The organism is Microvirga guangxiensis, from assembly GCF_900102135.1.
Classification (GTDB): Bacteria; Pseudomonadota; Alphaproteobacteria; order Rhizobiales; family Beijerinckiaceae; genus Microvirga; species Microvirga guangxiensis.
Genome location: NZ_FMVJ01000008.1, coordinates 190,508 through 210,441 on the forward strand (window position 1 = coordinate 190,508; position 19,934 = coordinate 210,441).

General features: G+C 60.1%; 13 protein-coding genes. 6 read left to right on the forward strand and 7 right to left on the reverse strand.

Features of this window, described 5'->3' with window-relative positions:
• Positions 1–7: 7 nt before the first annotated feature.
• From BLP10_RS15065 to BLP10_RS15075, 3 genes are all read left to right on the forward strand, one after another.
• Complete coding sequence (locus BLP10_RS15065; RefSeq protein WP_091136172.1) at positions 8–4,501, forward strand: NosD domain-containing protein; 4,494 nt, start codon at positions 8–10, stop codon at positions 4,499–4,501.
• Between the two features lie 321 nt (positions 4,502–4,822).
• Positions 4,823–5,800 (forward strand): TAXI family TRAP transporter solute-binding subunit, encoded by a 978-nt coding sequence (locus BLP10_RS15070; RefSeq protein ID WP_210183627.1) that lies wholly within the window; start codon positions 4,823–4,825, stop codon positions 5,798–5,800.
• 160 nt (positions 5,801–5,960) lie between these two features.
• Complete coding sequence (locus BLP10_RS15075) at positions 5,961–8,144, forward strand: TRAP transporter permease (protein ID WP_342026188.1); 2,184 nt, start codon at positions 5,961–5,963, stop codon at positions 8,142–8,144.
• A gap of 92 nt (positions 8,145–8,236) precedes the next feature.
• On the opposite strand, the gene BLP10_RS15080 is transcribed toward BLP10_RS15075, so the two are convergent.
• The 4 genes from BLP10_RS15080 to BLP10_RS15095 all read right to left on the reverse strand — a co-directional run bounded on the left by BLP10_RS15080 (position 8,237) and on the right by BLP10_RS15095 (position 12,320).
• Positions 8,237–9,892 carry a calcium-binding protein gene (locus tag BLP10_RS15080; RefSeq protein ID WP_175493928.1) on the reverse strand — a complete coding sequence of 552 codons (1,656 nt, stop codon included), beginning with the start codon at positions 9,890–9,892 and terminating at the stop codon, positions 8,237–8,239.
• A 199-nt stretch (positions 9,893–10,091) separates the two neighbouring features.
• Positions 10,092–10,514 (reverse strand): hypothetical protein, encoded by a 423-nt coding sequence (locus BLP10_RS15085; protein WP_091136186.1) that lies wholly within the window; start codon positions 10,512–10,514, stop codon positions 10,092–10,094.
• A 578-nt stretch (positions 10,515–11,092) separates the two neighbouring features.
• A complete protein-coding gene (locus BLP10_RS15090; RefSeq protein ID WP_091136189.1) occupies positions 11,093–11,641 on the reverse strand; it encodes a dihydrofolate reductase family protein in 549 nt (182 codons plus the stop codon).
• Positions 11,628–12,320, reverse strand: coding sequence for a ceramidase domain-containing protein (locus BLP10_RS15095; RefSeq protein WP_091136194.1), 693 nt, complete (start codon positions 12,318–12,320; stop codon positions 11,628–11,630). Before BLP10_RS15095 ends, BLP10_RS15090 begins: the two co-directional genes overlap by 14 nt.
• Positions 12,321–12,448: 128 nt before the next feature.
• On the opposite strand from BLP10_RS15095, the gene BLP10_RS15100 reads away from it, so the two are divergent.
• Together BLP10_RS15100 and xth are read left to right on the forward strand one after the other, a co-directional pair.
• The gene (locus BLP10_RS15100) at positions 12,449–13,396 is read left to right on the forward strand and encodes an aldo/keto reductase (protein WP_091136196.1); all 948 of its coding nucleotides are present in this window, start codon (positions 12,449–12,451) and stop codon (positions 13,394–13,396) included.
• A gap of 122 nt (positions 13,397–13,518) precedes the next feature.
• On the forward strand, positions 13,519–14,304 hold the full coding sequence (gene xth / locus BLP10_RS15105; RefSeq protein WP_091136448.1) for an exodeoxyribonuclease III: 786 nt from the start codon (positions 13,519–13,521) through the stop codon (positions 14,302–14,304).
• A 6-nt stretch (positions 14,305–14,310) separates the two neighbouring features.
• On the opposite strand, the gene BLP10_RS15110 is transcribed toward xth, so the two are convergent.
• Positions 14,311–15,135, reverse strand: coding sequence for a tetratricopeptide repeat protein (locus BLP10_RS15110; protein ID WP_091136451.1), 825 nt, complete (start codon positions 15,133–15,135; stop codon positions 14,311–14,313).
• A 533-nt stretch (positions 15,136–15,668) separates the two neighbouring features.
• Here BLP10_RS15110 and BLP10_RS15115 point away from each other — a divergent pair.
• Entirely contained in the window at positions 15,669–17,303 is a 1,635-nt protein-coding gene (locus BLP10_RS15115; protein WP_091136198.1) for a calcium-binding protein, read from the forward strand.
• 47 nt (positions 17,304–17,350) lie between these two features.
• Here the strand turns inward: BLP10_RS15115 and BLP10_RS15120 are convergent, their stop codons facing one another.
• Entirely contained in the window at positions 17,351–18,181 is an 831-nt protein-coding gene (locus BLP10_RS15120) for a protein-L-isoaspartate O-methyltransferase family protein (RefSeq protein ID WP_091136202.1), read from the reverse strand.
• 55 nt (positions 18,182–18,236) lie between these two features.
• Positions 18,237–19,844: a carboxyl transferase domain-containing protein gene (locus BLP10_RS15125; protein ID WP_091136205.1), complete on the reverse strand. Its 1,608-nt coding sequence runs from the start codon at positions 19,842–19,844 to the stop codon at positions 18,237–18,239.
• Positions 19,845–19,934: the final 90 nt, after the last annotated feature.

A 19,934-nucleotide genomic window follows, 5' to 3' on the forward strand; every position in this document is an offset into this window, starting at 1 on the left:
GGACAGAATGGCGGATCAGCCCACTCTTACGGTCGATTCAGTAGCTTACGATGCAGAAGGACAATTCTGGACAGTCACCATTGATGGCGTGACAGAGGAATTCGACAGCCCCGTACGCGTTACAGATGGCGAGGATACATACGTCCTGGTCGGCGGCGGCGCCTACGGCACCCTCACCGCTGCCCTTGCCGATGCAGTTGACGGCGACGTCATCATGGTCGCGCCCGGCACCTACACCGAGACGCTCACCGTCAACAAGGACGTGACCATTACGAGCCTCGAGGGTGAGAAATTCGATACCGTCATCGAGGGCGGCATTCACGTCACGGCTAACGGCGTCACCATCGAGGGCCTGACCGTCCAGGGCGGCTCGTCGTTCTTCGGCGCTGGCCCGGCCGGCATCCTCGTGCAGGCCAACGGCGTGACCCTTCAGAACAACGCCCTGTATGGCGCAGCCGACAGCATCGAGACGGCAGGACGCGGCGTGCTCGTGGCGGTTGCCACGGGCGAGGACCTCGTCCTCTCGGGCAACACCATGATCGGCTGGGCCTCTGGCGCTTACCTCAATCCCGGCGCAACTGGCGAGATTACGGGCAACACATTTACAGAAAACAACGTCGGCCTGTCGATGGACGATCCGAGCGGTCTCTCTGTCTCTGGCAATACCTTCGACCGCAACTACATCGAGCAGATCGGTGCTGCCGTTCCGAGCACCGCTCTCGATCTGTCTGAGATCGCGGCGGACAACACCTTCGCGAACACCCCTGCCGGCAAGCAGCAGGTCTTCATCTACGGTGACGGTGACAACGAGGCTATTACCGGTACGGCTGCGGCTGATGCAATCGACGGCGGAGATGGCATCGACACGGTAACCTACGCGGCAGGCGCAAAGATCGCTTTCGTGAGCGGCACCTGGACGGTCTCGCTTAACGGCGTCATCGATACCCTTACGGGTGTGGAGCGCGTCACCATTGGCGGCCAGACCTATCTCCTCGTGGATGAAGACGGCGAAGCCTTCGACTCGATCCAGGGTGCAATTGATCTCGCTGGCGATGGCGACACGATCCTGATTGCGTCCGGTTACTACGAAGAGACGCTCACCGTTACCAAGGCTGTGACCATCACGAGCCTTGAAGGCAATGTCGACAGCACCACTATCAAGGGCGGCATCCATGTCCTTGAGGACGGCGTCACCATCGACGGCCTGACCATCGAGAATGGCGCAGCCTTCCCTGGTGAGACCGCGGCTGGCGTGTTCGTTCAAGCGGCCAATGTCACCATCACCAACAGCACCCTCACGGGACCCAACAATGCCGCAGGATCGCGCGGTATCGTAACGGATGCCTCCGCCACGGGGCTCGATGTTTCCAATAACACCGTAAGCGGCTGGGCCTCGGGTGCCTACCTGAACCCCGGCGCCGCCGGATCGGTCAACGGCAACATCTTCACGGAGAACAACGTCGGTCTGTCGATGGATGATCCGAATGGTATCTCCGTCGCTGGCAACACCTTCGATGACAACTTCAAGGAACAGATCGGCGCTGCGGTTCCGGATAACGCTCTCGACCTGTCCGAAATCGTGGCGGACAACACCTTCGAGAACACTCCCGAAGGTCAGCAACAGGTCTTCATCTACGGCGATGGCGGTGACGAGACCATCACCAATACGGCTGCGGCTGATAAGATCATGGGCGGGAGAGGCACCGACACCGTAATCTACGACGAGGATGCCAAGATCGAGTTCGTCGACGGCGCATGGACTGTCACCAGCAATGGCGTCACCGACATTCTCACAGGTGTAGAGCGCGTCATCATCAGCGGGAAGGCTTATGTCCTCGTGGATGAAAACGACGCAGAGGGCTTCACCACGATCCAAGAAGCGGTCACTGCAGCCGAGAACGGTGACACCATCCTCGTCGCAGCTGGCAACTACTCTGGATCGGTCCTCGTCGACAAGAACGTGACCATCAAGGGTGCGCAGGCAGGTATCGCCGGGTCGGCCGAGGGCCGCGGCGAGGACGAGGCTATCCTGGATGGCGGCTTCCACGTCATGGCGGATGGCGTCACCATTGATGGCTTCTCGATCCAGAACGGTTCCGCATTCCACGGCTCTGGTACGGCAGGCATCGTCGTCCAGGCCAATGGCGTGACCCTGCAGAACAACGTTCTGAAGGATACCGACACCAATCTCCAGGACGGCACCCGCGGCGTGCTCGTGGCGATCGGAACCGGTGAGGATCTCATCCTCAAGGACAACCAGATGGAAGGCTGGTCCACCGGTGCCTACCTGAACCCCGGCGCAGCCGGCACTGTCGAGGGCAATACCTTCAAGGGCAACTATGTCGGCCTGTCGATGGACGCCCCGAAGGGCATCACCGTCACCGGCAACACCTTCGACGGCAATGCCCTAGAGCAGATCGGCGCGCTTGTTCCAGGCGATAGCCTAGACCTGTCTGAGATCGTAGCGGGCAACACCTTCAAGGGCACCCCTGAAGGTCTGCAGCAGGTCTTCATCTACGGCGATGGTGACGATGAGACTATCGTTGGCACGGCTGCAGCTGACAAGATCATGGGCGAAGGCGGCTTCGACACGGCGACCTACGCAGCAGGCGCAAAGATCGCGTTCGTCGCAGGCGATGAGAAGAAGAATGAGAAAAGCTATTGGACCGTCACGCTCAACGGCGTCACCGACACCCTCACGGGCGTGGAGAGTGTCATTATTGGCGGTCAGACCTATTTCCTTGTAGATATAGGTAACGGTGAGCTCGACTCGATCCAAGACGCAGTTGATCTCGCCAGCGACGGCGACATCGTCATGGTCGGCGCAGGTCGTTACAGCGAGACTGTCACTGTCGACAAGGACGTCACCATCCAAGGCTTTAATGCAGGTGTCGCAGGGCACGACCGCGTGAGCCTTGGCATGGGCCAGGAAACCGTCATCACGGGCGGCATCCATGTCCTCAAGGACGGCGTTACCCTTGACGGTCTTGGGATTGCGGCTGGCTCCATCGGCGGCGAAATTGCCGGCGTATTTGTCCAGGCCGCGAATGTGACCATCACCAACAGCGTCCTCACGGGGGACTATGGGAGTTCTGCCCCTACCCGTGGCATCGTGACGGATGCATCCGCCAAGGGCCTTACCATCTCCGACAATGCTATGGCGGGCTGGGCCACCGGCGCATACCTCAATCCCGGCACCACCGGCACCGTGACGGGCAACGTCCTCATCGGCAACAATGTCGGCATCTCGATCGATGACCCGAACGGCCTCTCCGTTACCGGCAACGTCCTGTTCGGAAACACCTTCGAGAACATCGGCCTTGGCGTCTATGCAAATGCTGCCGATGCCGGAGCGATCATCGGCGCCAACACGATCCTGTCGGCGGCTGCTGGAGGCGCGGTCAGCATCTACGGGTTGGGATCGGGTCATACCATCCAGGGTACGGCGTATGCCGACACGTTCTACGGAAGCAAAAATGCTGATGTCTTCGTGGGCGGTGCCGGCAATGACGTGATCAATGGCGGTGATGGCGAAGACACGGCCGTATTCAGCGGAAACCGTACTGACTACGCTGTGTCGCTGGGCCAGAACGGGAAGGTCACGATCGCCGATCTTCGCGGAAATGGCGGCACCGATATTCTTTCGGACGTCGAGTCTTTCCAGTTCAGCAATGGAAAGATCAGCCTGGACACGCTCGTTAACAACAAAGCTCCAACTGCCGTAACCCTGGATGCCAACCAAGTGGCGGAGAATGAGGGCAACGGCATCGTCATTGGAAAGCTTTGGACGAGTGACGTAAACAAGGACGACACCCACACCTACGAACTTATCGACAACGCGGGTGGCCGCTTTGCCATCTCTAATGGCCAACTTGTCGTGTCAAACGGTTCGCTCCTCGACTACGAGCAGGCCCAGAGTCATCAGGTCGTCGTGCGTGCTACCGACATGAGCGGCGCTACCTATGATCAGGTCCTGACCGTGTCGGTGACAGACGTTCGAGACGAAAACTTCGGTGGTTCGTCCGGCTCCGACAATGTCGTCGGCGGCTCGGGCAAAGACCGGATCTTCGGTGGAGAAGGCAACGATCTCCTGGACGGCGGAGCCGGCAAGGACGTTCTGAACGGCGGCACGGGCAATGACCGTCTCGTCGGCGGCGCAGGTCAGGACACCCTGACCGGCGGTTCGGGCAAGGACGTGTTCGTGTTCGGTCACAAAGACACGAGCGCCTCCAAGAAGTCGGCCGACTACATCACCGACTTCTCGCGCAAGCAGGGCGACAAGATCGACCTGAGTGCGATCGACGCCAATGCGACGAAGAAGGGCAACCAGGCGTTTTCCTTCATCGGCACCGGCGATTTCACGAAGGCCGGTCAGGTCCGTTACGAGAAGGAAGGGAAGTACACCTACGTCTATCTCAACACGGACAACGACAAGGCTGCCGAAGCTGTCATCAAGCTCAAGGGCGCGATGGACATGCAGAAGAGCTGGTTCGTGCTCTAAGCGACTGAACATACCTCTCCCGCGATGGCTAAACATCGTGGGAGATCACCCATCGAAGCCCCTGCTGCATCTGCGGCAGGGGTTTTTCATGCATTCAGCCATGCGCGCTCTCAATATCGGACCAGCAGAAAGCTTCTCCTCGTATGGGGAGCTCGATCCGCCTCTGCCGATACCACTAAGGAACCTCGCCCGTGCCGCTAGGAGAGGAACTTATCCATAATCTTGCTCAAGTCCCGCATAGACGACGCCAAGATATTGGCTAGACTGCGATGGAACCGTGTTGCAACGGTTTTGCCTTCATGAGGGAAAACAACGATGTCCATGAAACTGACCCGTCGCGATCTGGCCAAGCTCGGACTTGGCTTTGGCGCTGCTGCCGCTTTGGGCCGCAATGCCTTTGCACAGGCACCGGCCTTCTTCCGTATCGGGACTGGCGGTACCGCTGGAACCTACTATCCGGTTGGCGGCCTGATCGCGAACGCCGTTTCGAACCCGCCGCAACTCGTCCTGACGGCCCAGGCCTCGAACGGCTCCGTGGCAAACGTCAACTCCATCGTTTCGGGCGCTCTCGAATCCGGCTTCACCCAGGCCGATGTGGCTTATTGGGCCTATACGGGCACAGGCCTCTTCGAAGGCAAGGGCAAGATGGAGGACCTGCGCCTCGTTGCGAACCTCTACCCGGAAAGCATCCACCTCGTCGCGGCCAAAGCAGCCAACATCAAGTCTGTCACGGACCTGAAGGGCAAGCGCGTTTCCCTTGACGAGCCGGGCTCCGGCACCCTCGTCGACGCCCGCATCATCCTCAACGGCTGGGGCATCAAGGAAAGCGACGTAAAAGCGGACTTCCTGAAGCCGAACCAGGCAGCCGAGCGCATGCGCGATGGCGGCCTCGACGCCTTCTTCTTCGTCGGCGGCTATCCGACGAGCGCGATCACCGAGCTTGCTGCCACCGGCGGCGGCATCGACATCGTCCCCCTCTCCGGCCCCGAAGCCGACGCCATTCGCAAGCAGTACAATTTCTTCGCAGCGGACGAGATTCCGGCCGGCACCTACAAGGATGTCGGCGCGGTGAAGACCCTCGCCGTCGGCGCGCAATGGGTCACCTCGGCGAAGGTGCCGGACGCGGTTGTCTACGAGGTCGTGAAGGGCCTGTGGAGCGACAAGACCCGTGCCGCCCTCGACGCGGGCCATGCCAAGGGCAAGATCATCCGCAAAGAGAACGCCCTGGCTGGCGCCGGCATCCCTGTTCATGCCGGCGCGGAGCGCTTCTACAAGGAAGCCGGCCTCCTCAAGGGCTGATCGCTCCGACATACACCATCAGCCTCCCGCGCCATCAGTCGCGGGAGGCGCTGTTTTAAGGACGCCTTGCTCGCTCTGCTCGCTTCAGCCGGCACGCAGGCAAATGTCCAAGCCAATTCCAAAGAGCGACGGCGCATGAATGTGTAAGCGCTGCCCGCCGATGAGACCCGCCATGTCCACAGTCGACACATCCGCCCTGATCGAGAATCGCAGCCTCGAAGAGAAGTTCGATCCCGAAATGCGATTCCGCCCTCTCCTGCCGGGTACGGCATGGCTTGTCGCGGGGCTCCTTCTCGTGCTCTCGCTCTTTCACTATTACACGGCAGGCTTCGGCTTGCTGCGCGAGGCAACGCATCGCGGCATCCACATGGCCTTCGTGCTGGGCCTGATCTTCCTCGTGTTCTCCGCTTTCAAGACCGATCAGGACCGGATCGCCCCGTCGAACCTGTGGCGACCAGGGGGCATCTCGCTCATCGACTGGGTCATGGCGATCGCGGTTGCGATTGCGAGCCTTTACGTTCCTTGGATCTTCAACGACCTCGCCTTCCGCGTCGGCAATCCGACCCTGATGGATGTCGCGATGGGAACGACCCTGATCGTTCTCCTGCTAGAAGCGACACGCCGCTCCGTCGGATGGCCCCTGCCCGTCATCTCTATCGGCATGATGCTCTATGCCTATTTCGGTCCATCCATGCCGGGCATCCTGCAGCATCCCGGCGCTTCGTGGTCGAACATCGTCAACCACCTTTATCTCACGAGCCAGGGTATCTACGGCATCGCGCTCGGCGTGGTGGCCACTTATGTCTTCCACTACGTTCTCTTCGGCGTGCTCGCCACCCGTGTCGGCCTCGGCAAGCTCTTCATCGATCTCGCGACCTGTGTGGCCGGGCGCTATGCAGGCGGCCCAGCCAAAGTTTCGATCTTCGGATCGGCCCTGTTCGGCATGATCTCGGGCTCGTCGATCGCCAATACGGTGACCGTCGGCTCCCTTACAATCCCGGCCATGATCCGCGTCGGGTACAAGCGCCATTTCGCAGCGGCTGTGGAATCGGCAGCCTCTACAGGCGGGCAAATCACGCCGCCGATCATGGGCGCGGCGGCCTTCCTCATGGTCGAATTCCTCAACATCTCGTACCAGACGGTCATTCTCGCGGCTCTGGTACCGGCCTTCATGCACTTCTTCGGCGTGTTCATGCAGGTTCACTTTGAAGCGAAGCGTGCAGGCCTGCGTGGGCTGCCCGCAGAAGAGCTTCCGAACGCCCGCAAGGTGATCCGGGAAGGCTGGCAGACGATCATGCCGCTGGCCGTCCTGCTGATGGTGCTGTTCTCCGGTTTCACGCCTTATCTTGCCGCCTTCTGGGGCATCACGGCCTGCATCGTCGTGGGCGTCAGCCGTGTCCCTGCGATAACCCTCGGCTTCCTGGCGGCCATCGCCATCGCCATCGCAACGGGATTCCTCACGCAGCTCGTCTTCTCGCTGCCGGCTCTCCTGTTCGTCACGGGCTTGATGATCTACGCCTACGTGAAAAGCGACGAGGGCAAGGCGAAGGTGATCGACCTCATCGATGCGTTCGTCGTCGGCGCGAAATATGCGATCGGCGTAGGTGCCGCCGCAGCGACAGTGGGCATCATCGTCGGCATCGTGACGCTCACCGGAGTCGGCTTCAAGATCTCGTTCATCGTCACCTCCTTCGCCGCTCAAATGGCGCAGGCCGTAGGTGACATTCTTCCTGCAGGGTTGATGGAGGCGAAGGCGCTGACCCTGCTCTTCACGCTGGCGATGACGGCGATCGTCTGCATCCTTCTCGGTTGTGGCGTTCCGACGACGGCGAATTACATCATCATGGTGACGGTCGCGGCCCCTGCTCTGGTCCTGCTCGGAGTGCAGCCTATCGTGGCTCACTTCTTCGTATTTTATTACGGCGTGCTGGCGGACATTACGCCACCTGTCGCGTTGGCGGCCTATGCGGGCGCGAGCATGGCGGGTGCCGATCCGTTCAAGACAGGCAATACCGCGTTCCGTCTCGGCCTCGGCAAGGCACTCGTCCCGTTCGTGTTCGTCTACGGCCCTGCCATGCTGATCGTGACGCCGGACTTTACCTGGGCAAGTTTCCTTCTGGTAACCGGAGGAGCGATTGCAGGCATCCTGTGCCTGTCGATGGCTTTCGCAGGCTACGCCCTGACGGAAATGCGAGCTTGGGAGCGTTGGCTGATCGGCATCGCAGCCCTGCCGATCATCGCGCCCGACCTTCAAACGACCCTGGTCGGCCTGGCACTTGCGACGCCTGTGCTTGTGTCTCAGGTCATCAAGGCTCGTGGCAGGATGGCATCGGTCCCAGCGTAAGACCGGCACTGTAAATCCATCGACGAAAAAGCCCCCGCTGCATCGGCGGGGGCTTTCTTTTATCTGCCTGACAGGATCAGTCGCAGCGCGGCTTAGATGACGATGAAGTCGCTGTTCGTGAGGGCGAGGCCCGGCTTGAGCTTGGCGAACAGAATGGCGCCCGCTTTGCCCGATCCGTCCCGATCGTAATAGAGATAACCATTCATACTGTTGTAGATCAGGTAATCGTTCTTATCGAGCGCGTGGCTGCCGATAATGAAATAGTCCGACTTCAGCTTTCCGTTGGAACCCAGTTTCTTGAAGATCGAGTTTTCCAGCTTGATCGTATCGTCGGCGACATTGAAATCCGTAATCGTGCTGACATTCACTCTGGACTTCAGCGCTGTGTTGAAAACGAATGTGTCCTTGCCCGAGCCTCCTGACAGAGTGTTCACTCCAAGACCGCCGTTCAGGACATCGTTTCCGGCGTCGCCAGAGAGCCTGTCTCTTCCCGCTCCGCCCGAAAGTGTGTCGTTGCGGACTCCGCCATATAGGGTGTCGTTCCCGTCGCCGCCGGAGAGGTTGTTCTTGCCGGTCCCGCCATACAGACGGTCGTTGCCGTTGCCGCCAATAATCGTATCGTTCCCCACATCGCCATAGAGGATGTCGTTGTCGTCTCCGCCCTCCATGCGATCATTACCAGGGCCGCCGTAGAGAGTGTCTTTTCCTGCGCCGCCGGAGAGGTTGTCGTTTCCGACATCTCCATAGAGCTTGTCGTTGCCGGCTCCGCCATCGAGCCAGTCATTGCCCTGCCCTCCATAGAGGAGGTCGCTGCCGTTGCCGCCAGCCAGGGTATCGTTGCCGCCATCTCCATAGAGCCTGTCGTCGCCGTCCTGCCCATAGAGGATGTCGCTGCCGGTGTTGCCATAAACCTCGTTGGATAATTCGTTGCCGATGAGCGTGAGATACGAAGTGCCGGTAGACGCCTTCAGAACTTCGATGCCGCTCCCCAACACATAAGACGACGTCGCAATGACGGTGTCGTAACCGCTCTCATCGACCACGATGTCCAACGCATCATCGACAAGATAAATGTCGTTTCCGGCGCCCCCGATCAGCGTATCGGCGCCTCCTTTGCCATCGAGGAGGTCATCGCCCGCCGTTCCAACGATCTGGTTTGCGAAGTTGTTGCCGACGAGGGTCAGAGAACGAACGTGCGCGGCCGCCCTCAACACCTCGACCTCCGCGTCATTCGCCAGCGCGTAGCTCACGCTCGTATGAACGATGTCGTATCCGCCGCCTATGACCTCGAGAATGCGATCTTCCTTGCTGTCGACATAGTAGGTGTCGTTTCCGTAACCTCCCTCGAGGGTATCGTTCCCGCCTCTTCCGTCGAGAATATCATTGCCTGCATAGCCTTCCAGGTAGTCGCCGGGCGACGAACCCGTGAGAACGTCGTTCCCAGCTAGGACCACGGCTGCTGCAGACGCACCTTGACGATGGAAGGAGAGAAGATCGGTGTAGGAGAAGAGGACCGGCCCGCCGATTGCGCCGATGGTGAGCCAAGGCGAGCTGCTCGGACCGAAACGCAGATAGGAGACCTCTCCAGCAGCACTTGAGAGGATCGGCCCTTCATATTGAACGTCAACGAGCGACTGATAGACGGTCACCCGAAAATTCACGCTCCAGCGAGCAGCTTCGCTGACAGTGGTAAAGCTGTTGCTGAAAATGGGAGTGAACAGTGCCTGCACACGAAGGCCGGCAGGCATGCTTTCTTGAAATGTAACAACGGCCATATGGTGCTTTCGGACCGGTCCAAAACATGGCGGACCGGGAATCATCCTATGGATCAGGTAGGATGAGGCAGGAAATATCGAGCGCGATGTTTTCCTACCACTTACCTTCCGTTAGGAGAATACCCCCTCAAGCAACCAAGCCCGGGTCTGCGTCGAAAGCACTCAATCCGGGCTATGCCACCGACTGAACACTGTCTTCCTGGTCGTCATCCGTCGTTGCGCTACGCTCCAACTGAACCGCATAGGCAGCCTCCAGTCCCCGGAAACGAAGGGTGTCGTCAGGCTCCGAGAGCCCGGCCACGACAGGAACGCGTTCCGTGAAGCGGGTGAGAGCGCTGCGCATGCAGCGCACGTTGCGGGTGACCGGATGAACACTGTCTGCGGCATCCTTCACGATAGCCCGCGCGGCAGAGTAGAGATCGTCCACAGCTGCCTCTATGCCGGGATCGCGCCTCATCAGGCTCATGGTGTTGATGAGCAGGATACGCAGGTCGCGCAGATTCGTGTCTTCCCCATGTTCCGCAATCGCGTCCACCACCACTTCAATCGCTGCGATCCTTTCGCGGATCGTCTCTGCGAAGCTCGTATCGGTCATGACCGCTACCCCCGTGAGTCGCCTGGAATGATTCCATCGGCTTACGGGAGGAGGATGCGCCCCTATGGTTAATGAATGCTTACGGCACCCTCGAAAGCCTTTGTATGTCAGGCTTTCCGAATCACCGGGAATCCGCCGAGCGCGAGAGAATCCTTCCCTCTAGCAGCCCTCGCAGACGCCGCGCCGCGCCTTCTGCTCCAGCTCCTCGCCTCTCCTTTGGAGTTCCTGCTCGCGAGAGGAAGGTTCGACTGATGAAGGTGTGCCTGTCGGACGTCCGCCAATGCCGCCCGTGGTCGTCGGGGAAGTACCGCTTCCGCCCAACTCCTGCTGGGGGAGCGGACGAGCGGAGTTGTTTCCGGATGGAGCAGTCGAGCTGCTTGAAGGTGCCGCGCCTCCCGAGGCGGCCCCTCCTGTAGTGCCTCCGCCTGCTCCTCCTCCGGAAGACGAGCCTTGTGCCCAAGCGGCGCCAGCCACGAGGGAGCCGGCAATGAGAATGACTGGAACGGTGAAGCGCATGAGCACTCTCCCAGGCTGAGGACCTCGCAAATCAACTCGGCTTGGATGCAGTAAGTTTCAAATCAGCGGTGCCATATGACGAGGCTGACAGGCAGAGATGGATCGAGCACCTGACGCATTCCCGGCTTGAGCCCCGCATCCGAGAGCACCGTTTCCGCGCTCTTGCCGGAATCGCATTGCGAGAACAGGGCAATGCCATCGGGAACGACGACGCCTTCAGCCCTTGTGAGGTGAAACGCGTCATAGCCGATCCCGAGGAAGAGATCGAAGACTCGGCGCCCGCCGGGAACGGCGACCCTTCCGCCATGGGGCAGAACCCTGCGAATGGCCTCATCCCATGGGAGTTTCTGCGGATTCCACCACCATCCGTCGACCCTCCTCTCAATCCCCTGCGATGAGGAGGAGAGAACTATCCGGACGCGATTTCTGGGATTCGGATTGGCTTCGTGCCCCAGCCGTCCCAGCACGGTTACGTCTGACCGGTTGAGCTCGGCCTGAAAATAAGCCCAATCCGCATCATTGCGCAGCACTTCCGGCGTATGGCCGGTTGCATCGGCGATACGGTCATTGTCCGACACGATGGCATAGCCATGAATTTCAACGCGGGACATGACGCAGCCTTTCCTCGGAACCATGGACGAGCGCTGCGTTCATGAGAATCCACAGCACCAGCGCATTCAGCACGTGCCAAAGCGCATGCGTGCCGAGTGGTAGCGCAGAGCAGACCGCGCTGTCGATGGAGCGGAACACAAGGGACAGGAAGAAGACGAAAGCCGCCCACAACAGCGCCTTGCCCGGCTGCGTCACTCCCAGGCTTCGGCACGCCGCTCCTACGAGGAAAAGCGCCATGAGAGCGGGCAGGTAACCCACCGATCCGTTGAGACTGATGCCGGGAAAAGCACTGAACCACAGACGCCCGAAGGAAGTGTTGAACACAGCGAATGCTGCAGTGAACGCGATGGAAGAGACGAGCCTCAGTCGCAGGTAGCGGCGCATGGCCAGCAGGAAGTAGCTGTAGATGAACACCGCAATGGGCAACACATCGGCCAGCAACGACCATCGGTTGGCGAAAGTGTGGAACAGAAAGCTCCCTATCCCGACGATGGCGCTCACAGTGATGAGCCAAAGGGCAGGCCAGTCAGCCCGATCCTTGCCTTGCCAGATCCAAAGGGCATAAGCAGCAGCCAACAGGAAGAACCCATTGGAGACGGCATTGATGGGCTCTGCCCAAAAGCCGGGACTAAGGCGCTCGCAATAACTGTCGATCGGCTGAAACCAGGAGGATGTCATGAGGTTGTTTCAGGCATGCGCGGGACGGGGGTGCTCCTGTGAGACATTCAGAAACATAATCCCACTGCATTGAGTTTCCACGACAACGCCTGCCTCGAAGCCACGTCCATCAGCATCGGAATATACCCATGGAAAAGCGTCAACTCGGTCGAAGCAACCTGCAAGTGCCCCCGCTCTGCATTGGGGGCAATGTTTTCGGCTGGACGGCGGATGAGTCGACATCCTTCGCGCTTCTCGATGCCTTCTTCGACGCGGGCCTTACGTTCATCGACACAGCCGATGTGTACTCGAAATGGGTTCCGGGCCACACGGGCGGCGAGTCGGAAACGATCATCGGCAAATGGATGAAGGCACGGGGCAACCGGGACCGGCTCGTGATCGCCACCAAGGTCGGCCAGGAGATGCCTTACGGAAAAGGCCTCTCGAAGCCCCATATCCGCATGGCCGTCGAAGAGTCCCTGAAGCGCCTTCAGACCGACTATATCGATCTTTATCAATCCCATATCGATGATGCCGGAGCCCCGCTCGAGGAGACGCTTCATGCGTATGCGGAGTTGATCCAGGCTGGAAAGGTGCGGTTCATCGGAGCCTCGAACTACAATGCGGAGCGGCTGAGCGAAGCTCTCGACATCAGCGCCCGAAACGGCCTGCCGCGCTACGAGTCTCTGCAGCCGGAATATAACCTCTACAATCGCGCCGCATACGAGGATGCCCTGGAGCCCGCCTGCCGCGACAACGGAATCGGCGTCATCCCCTATTACGCGTTAGCCAGTGGCTTTCTGACGGGCAAGTACCGTTCCGAGCAGGATTTCGGCAAAAGCCCGCGCGGCGGGTCCATGGGCAAATATCTGAATGCGCGCGGCCTCCGCATTCTGGAGGCGCTCGACAGCGTCGCCGAGAAGCACAAGGCGACGCCGGCTCAGGTTTCACTAGCCTGGCTCATGGCCCGCCCCGGCCTTACAGCCCCGATCGCCAGCGCGACCACTCCATTGCAGGTGGAGGATCTCGTGGCCTCAACGGCCCTCCAGCTCGATTCATCCGATATGGAGGCCCTCACCAGGGCATCGGCCACTTAGCGGCAGCCGACGTCTACACATTCGATGCGAGTGGAACACTCCGCTATCTGCAAGCTCAGCCATCTTGCCAGATGCGTTCCGACATCCGATGAAGGCGGAGGATGCATGAAGAAGGCACAACGATGCGCATTGCCACCTGGAACGTGAATTCGATCAAGCAGCGATTGGACCACCTCACGACCTTCGTGAAAAGTGCGGATCCCGACGTGCTCTGCCTTCAGGAACTGAAATGCATGGACGAGGCCTTTCCCCGGGCCGAGGTCGAAGCCCTGGGCTACAACGTCGTCACTCATGGGCAGAAGGCCTATAACGGCGTTGCCATTCTATCCAAGCGCCCGCTCGAGGATGTGCGCCGTGGGCTGCCGGGGGATGAGAGCGACGAGCAGGCCCGCTACCTCGAAGGCACCATCTCGACCTCGACGGGCGTGGTCAGGGTCGCGTCGATCTATCTGCCCAACGGCAATCCTATCGGCACACCCAAATTCGACTACAAGCTCGCTTGGATGGACCGGCTCATTGCTCACGCGCGCCGCCTTCTCCCGCTGGAAGCCCCCCTGGTGCTGTGCGGCGACTACAACGTGATCCCCGAGCCCAAGGACGCAGCCGCTCCCGAGGCCTGGATGGGCGATGCGCTCTTCCAGCCGGAGAGCCGCGCGAAGTTCCGGGAACTCGAGAATCTCGGCCTCCTCGACGCCGTCCGCGCCTGCAGCGACCAGCCGGGGCTCTATTCATTCTGGGACTATCAGGCCGGGGCCTTCCAGCGGAACAACGGCATCCGCATCGACCATCTCATGCTCTCGCCTCAGGCCCAGGACAAGCTGAAGAGCGCCTCGATCCGCAAGGAAGTGCGCGGATGGGACAAGCCCTCCGACCATGTGCCGGTCATGGTGGACCTGGATATCGATTAGGCGCGCTTAACGGCGGGACTGGATGTACTGTTCGAGCAGGGCGAGCGCCAGCTTGCGGTCGTTGTCGCTCGCCGCGGCAAAGGCCTCCTCGTAGAGGGTCTCGATCCACTCGTCCTTGGCGGAATCCGTCACAGCCTCGCGAGCAAGCGTCAGCCACATCAGGCCCTTGGCACGCTGGCGCGGAACGCCTTGGCCGTTCATGAGCATGTGGCCCAGGAGAGCCTGCGAGGGGTGATGCCCCTTTTCAGCCGCCAAGTTGAACCAGCGCGCGGCTTGGCGCGCATCCCGGGAGACGCCGGTTCCTTCCATGTAGAGGCGGGCGAGATTGTACTGCGCGTTCGAGTCGCTGAAATAGGACGCCGCGTAGTTGAACATCTCCACGGCCCGAACCGGGTTGGCAGTCACATAGGTGCCCTTGATGCCATCCAGGAAATAGGTTCCGAGCGCGACGAAGGCGCTGGAAACGACCAGCGCATTCGGGGAGTCCGGGCTTTCGTCCGCATGCTGGTCAGCGAGCCTGGAGAAATACTCGAACGCCCTCAGATCGTCATGCTCGACGCCGTCGCCATCGGCATACATGCGACCGAGCTTCCAGAGCGCCAGGGTATGCCCCTGCCCTGCCGCGTATTCCAGGGCAGCAGCAGCGCCAAGCTTATCGCCTGCATTGTAGTCGCGCATGCCCGTGCGCAGCGCCTCGCGAACGGAGCCATACTTGACGTGCGGCGTCAGGACGGGCGAGAGGGATGGCGTCAAAGGCTGAGGACGCGGCGCGGCATCGAGAGCGAAAGCGGAGGAAGAGCCGATCAGAACGAAAGCGCAGGCAGCCGCCATCGTCAAACGGTCCGTAAGCTTCAGCTTTTCGATCAGGCGCGCATTCATGGACTTCTACTCTTTTCCATCCAGTTCCCACGGGAATCCCAACGGAATGGAACTCCTGTGATCTGCCATGTGCTGCGCCACCTATGCAATGTCTCGCGCAAACAGGTCGACCGATAGCGTTAATCGGAGTTACCCCTGAAGCGCTTCATCATAAAGCGTTGGTTTAGAAGCACTTTAACTGACTTCTACAGGTGCTCGCGCTTTATGGCGGGATCGCGGCGGCGCTTTGACCAAGAGCGGCAGGATGAGGAAGCTTTGTGGGTGTTGCCCCCTGGCAACATCATCTTCCCGTTCAGTTTCAGAAAGAATACTGCAAACGCCGTCTTCACCAAGTGCGGCAGCACACAGGGACGCAGGTTGTCGTAACGCTATCAAGTTATAGATGCTCCTCGGCCAGAGCACAACGCAACGGATTTAGAGAATACTACACGCTCTATACGCCTGAATACGCTTGCTCTGCGAAACTATATTTTTGGAGCATCACAATGGCATCGTATAATGAAGCTTTACGCCTCTTCGTTTTTGACAAGGACGAAACAGCCGAGTTCGTCATGAGCCCTGGTATGGGCAACTGCAGTGTTCTTGGAAATAGCCTCGGCAATCGAATAACCGGGAACGATGGAGACAACAGTCTCGACGGTGGCGAAGGCGCCGATTTTCTGATGGGCAATGACGGCAACGACACCTACATCGTCGATGACGTCGGAGACGTGGTCTATGAATGCCCGGATGAGGGTTTCGATACCATCAAAGCTTCAGTCGACGTCAATCTCAACTTTCATGGGTTCTATACCGAGAGGCTCATTCTGACCGGTGGCGCCTCCAGCGGCATCGGCAATGGGCTCAACAACGAGATCATCGGCAACAACAATCTCGTCAATTTCCTGGATGGCGGCGGCGGCGACGATATCCTGAGAGGCGGAACTCAAAGGGACCAACTCATCGGTGGCAAGGGCAACGATTGCCTCGATGGCGGCGGAGGAAGCGACCAGCTGGTGGGCGGTGAAGGCGACGATACGTATGTCGTCCATAGCGGGCACGAGACGATCCTGGAAACAGCCGGCCAAGGCTGGGATCAAGTCAATGCCTGGACGAGCTATACGCTCAAGAGCAATCTCGAAGCTCTCAAGCTCCTTGGAGACTCCAATATCTCTGGAACCGGCAACAGTGCGAACAACAGCCTGACGGGAAACAACGGAAGAAACAACCTCCAAGGCTTGGAGGGGAACGACACGCTCGACGGCGGAGCAGGCGAAGATCGCCTGGAGGGAGGAACGGGCAACGATACGTATTACGTCGACGACAAGGACGACGTCGTTATCGAGGACCTGACCTCGGATGGAAATGACACGGTTTATACCTCGATCGACTACACGCTGAGCGAGTTTGTCGAGAACCTCATCGCTCACGGCTCGGGCGCAATCCGCCTGACCGGGAACGAGCTTGCCAATACGATTACGGGCAACGACCAGGCCAACATCATCGACGGCGGCGCCGGTGCGGACAGGATGGATGGCGGAGGCGGCAACGACATCTACTACGTAGATAACGTCAGGGATGTCATCACCGATGTGGCCGGTTTCGATACGGTCAAGACCACATGCCATTATACGCTGAACGGAACTCTGGAGAACCTTACCGCAGCCAGCGGTTCGAATGCTCTCAAGCTCACTGGCAACGCCTTGAACAACGGAATCAACGGCAATCGGGGCAGAGACACTCTCAAGGGCCTTGGCGGCAACGATACTCTGAACGGCAAGCAAGGCTCCGACATCCTGTACGGCGGAAAGGGCCAGGACACGTTCGTGTTCGACACCCACTTGAGCGCAGGCAATATCGACAAGATCTGCGACTTCAACTTCAGGCAAGACACGATCCATTTGGACAATGCCATCTTCAGGAAGCTGGGGGGCGGCTCCATCAATAAGCCCGGCAAGTTGAAAAAGGCGTTCTTCACCGTCGGCAAGGAGGCCAAGGATGGGAACGACTATATCGTTTATGATAAAGAGAAAGGCGCTCTTTATTATGATTACGATGGATCGGGTCAGGGTGCGGCTGTTCTCTTCGCACGGTTCAAGGCCGGCACGATCATCAAGGCGGATGACCTGATGATCATCTGATCCATATTCAATGCCCTGCCATGGCCGGCTTGTCCGGCCATGCTGCTTCAAGAGCCTACGACGCCCGATGAAAACCAGACCTGATCATAGACGGCGACTGCAGTCTCATCGGGCAAGCGCTCACTCGTCGGCCAGATCGAGCGAACACTTGCAAGATCGGCCTCATTGGGCAAGCTCTTCGAGGCATGCTCATCCTCCGTTCCGCTGCACGAAATGAAGCCTACCGTCATGAGCGGCGTGGCGCTGAAGCCCCCTTCCAGACGACGCACCATGATGGCAGGCCCCCACCCCTCATGCGGCTGCCACGGAAAAATCAGTCTCCCGCCCGGTTTCAGAGCTTTCAGCCACTCGACGTCCGGGGCCATGACCCCGGCATTCACGTAGATCACATCGGCTTTCGGGAGAGGCCGCCCGAAAGCAGATTCGCCATGTACCTTCACATGGGAATACGCGCGCAAATTCTGTGACGCCTGCGCTGCGAGGTCCGCTTCATACTCATAGGCTTCCACGCATCCGTGAGGCTCTACCAGGCTCGCCAGGATCGCGGTGTAATAGCCCAAACCCGCTCCCACATGGATGACAGTCTCTCCGGCCTGCGGGCATACCTCATCGAGCCAAGCAGCATGGAGCGCAGGCTCCCCATTGTTGATGCCGCGTTTACGGTCGATCGCCACGAGAACGTTGTCGTAGATGCCGGCAACATCGCTTGTTCGGGTTGCGATGCCGACGCTGATCGCGGTCCAGGGCGGAGGCGGAAGAAAGTTCTCGCGGGGAACGGTCGCGAAGGCCTGCTCGATGCGCCTGTCACGAAGATCGGTCAGGCGCGCGATCTGCTCCGCATATTCGGAGCGGTATGTCTCAGATGCAGTGTTGGACATACCTTGCAATACCCGCCGTCCTCAGCCGGTTCCGAACATCCCCCAATTCGCCGGATCACATCCTGAATACGCCGAACTTCGTTTCAGGAATCGGTGCGTTCAACGCAGCCGAGAAAGCCAGCGCCAGTACGCGGCGGGTTTCCGAGGGCAGGATGATGCCGTCGTCCCACAGGCGCGCGGTGGCGTGATACGGGGAGCCTTCCTCCTCGTACTTGTTGCGGATCGGCGCCTTGAAGGCCTCCTCCTCATCCGCGCTCCAGTCCTTGCCCTCGGCCTCGATGTTGTCGCGCCGGACCGTGGCGAGAACGCTCGCCGCCTGCTCGCCGCCCATTACCGAGATGCGGGAGTTCGGCCAAGTGAACAGGAAGCGCGGGGAATAGGCTCGGCCGCACATGCCGTAATTGCCTGCGCCGAATGAGCCGCCCACGAGAAGCGTGATCTTCGGCACCTGCGCGCATGCTACCGCCGTCACGAGTTTCGCGCCGTCCTTGGCGATGCCGCCGGCCTCGTACTGGCTGCCCACCATGAACCCGGAGATGTTCTGGAGGAAGAGCAGCGGGATACGCCGCTGACAGCACAGCTCGATGAAATGCGCCCCCTTGAGTGCGCTTTCCGAGAACAGGATGCCATTGTTCCCAATGATGCCGACCGGCATGCCCCAGATCCGGGCGAAGCCCGTCACGAGGGTGGTGCCGTAGAGCCGCTTGAACTCATCGAATTCGGAGCCGTCGACGAGCCGGGCGATAACCTCGCGGATGTCGTACTGCTTCTTGAGATCGGTCGGTACGATCGCCTCGAGATCGTCGATGGAATATTTCGGCTCCACCGGCTCGGCGAGATCGATGTTGATCGTCTTGCGCGTGTTCAGGGTGCCGACGATCCGGCGCACGATGGCAAGGGCATGCACATCGTCGGTGGCGTAGTGATCCGCGACCCCTGACTGACGGGCATGCACATCCGCGCCGCCGAGATCCTCCGCCGAGACCACCTCGCCGGTCGCGGCCTTTACCAGGGGCGGCCCGCCGAGGAAGATCGTGCCCTGACGACGCACGATGATGGTCTCGTCCGACATGGCAGGCACGTAGGCGCCGCCCGCCGTGCAGGAACCCATGACGCAGGCGATCTGCGGAATGCCCATCGAGGAGAGCGTCGCCTGATTGTAGAAGATACGGCCGAAATGCTCGCGGTCGGGAAACACGTCCGTCTGGTGCGGCAGGTTCGCGCCGCCGGAATCGACCAGATAGATGCAGGGCAGCCTGTTCTCCCGCGCGATCTCCTGCGCGCGCAGATGCTTCTTCACCGTCATCGGGTAGTAGGTGCCGCCTTTGATCGTCGAGTCGTTGCAGACGATCATGACCTCGCGGCCTTCGACACGTCCGATGCCCGTGATGATGCCAGCGCCGTGGATGGCGTCCTCGTACATGCCGTGGGCGGCAAGAGAGCCGAGTTCCAGGAAAGGCGCTCCCGGATCGAGCAGGCGCATCACCCGTTCGCGCGGCAGGAGCTTGCCGCGGGCGAGATGGCGCTCGCGGGCTTTAGCGGGTCCGCCTTCAGCGACGGCCTGCCGCTTGGCCTGGAGCTCCTGAGCGAGGTCCGCCCAGGCGGCGCGGTTTGCCCGCGCATTATCCGATGAGAGGTCGGCTGAAGTGGCGATAACGGGCACGGCGTCAGGCTCCCTGATTTTTCTTTTAGCTCCTCACGGTCGAACCGGGGGCTCTCCGTCAGTAGCTGGGACCAGGGAGCCCGGCAACTC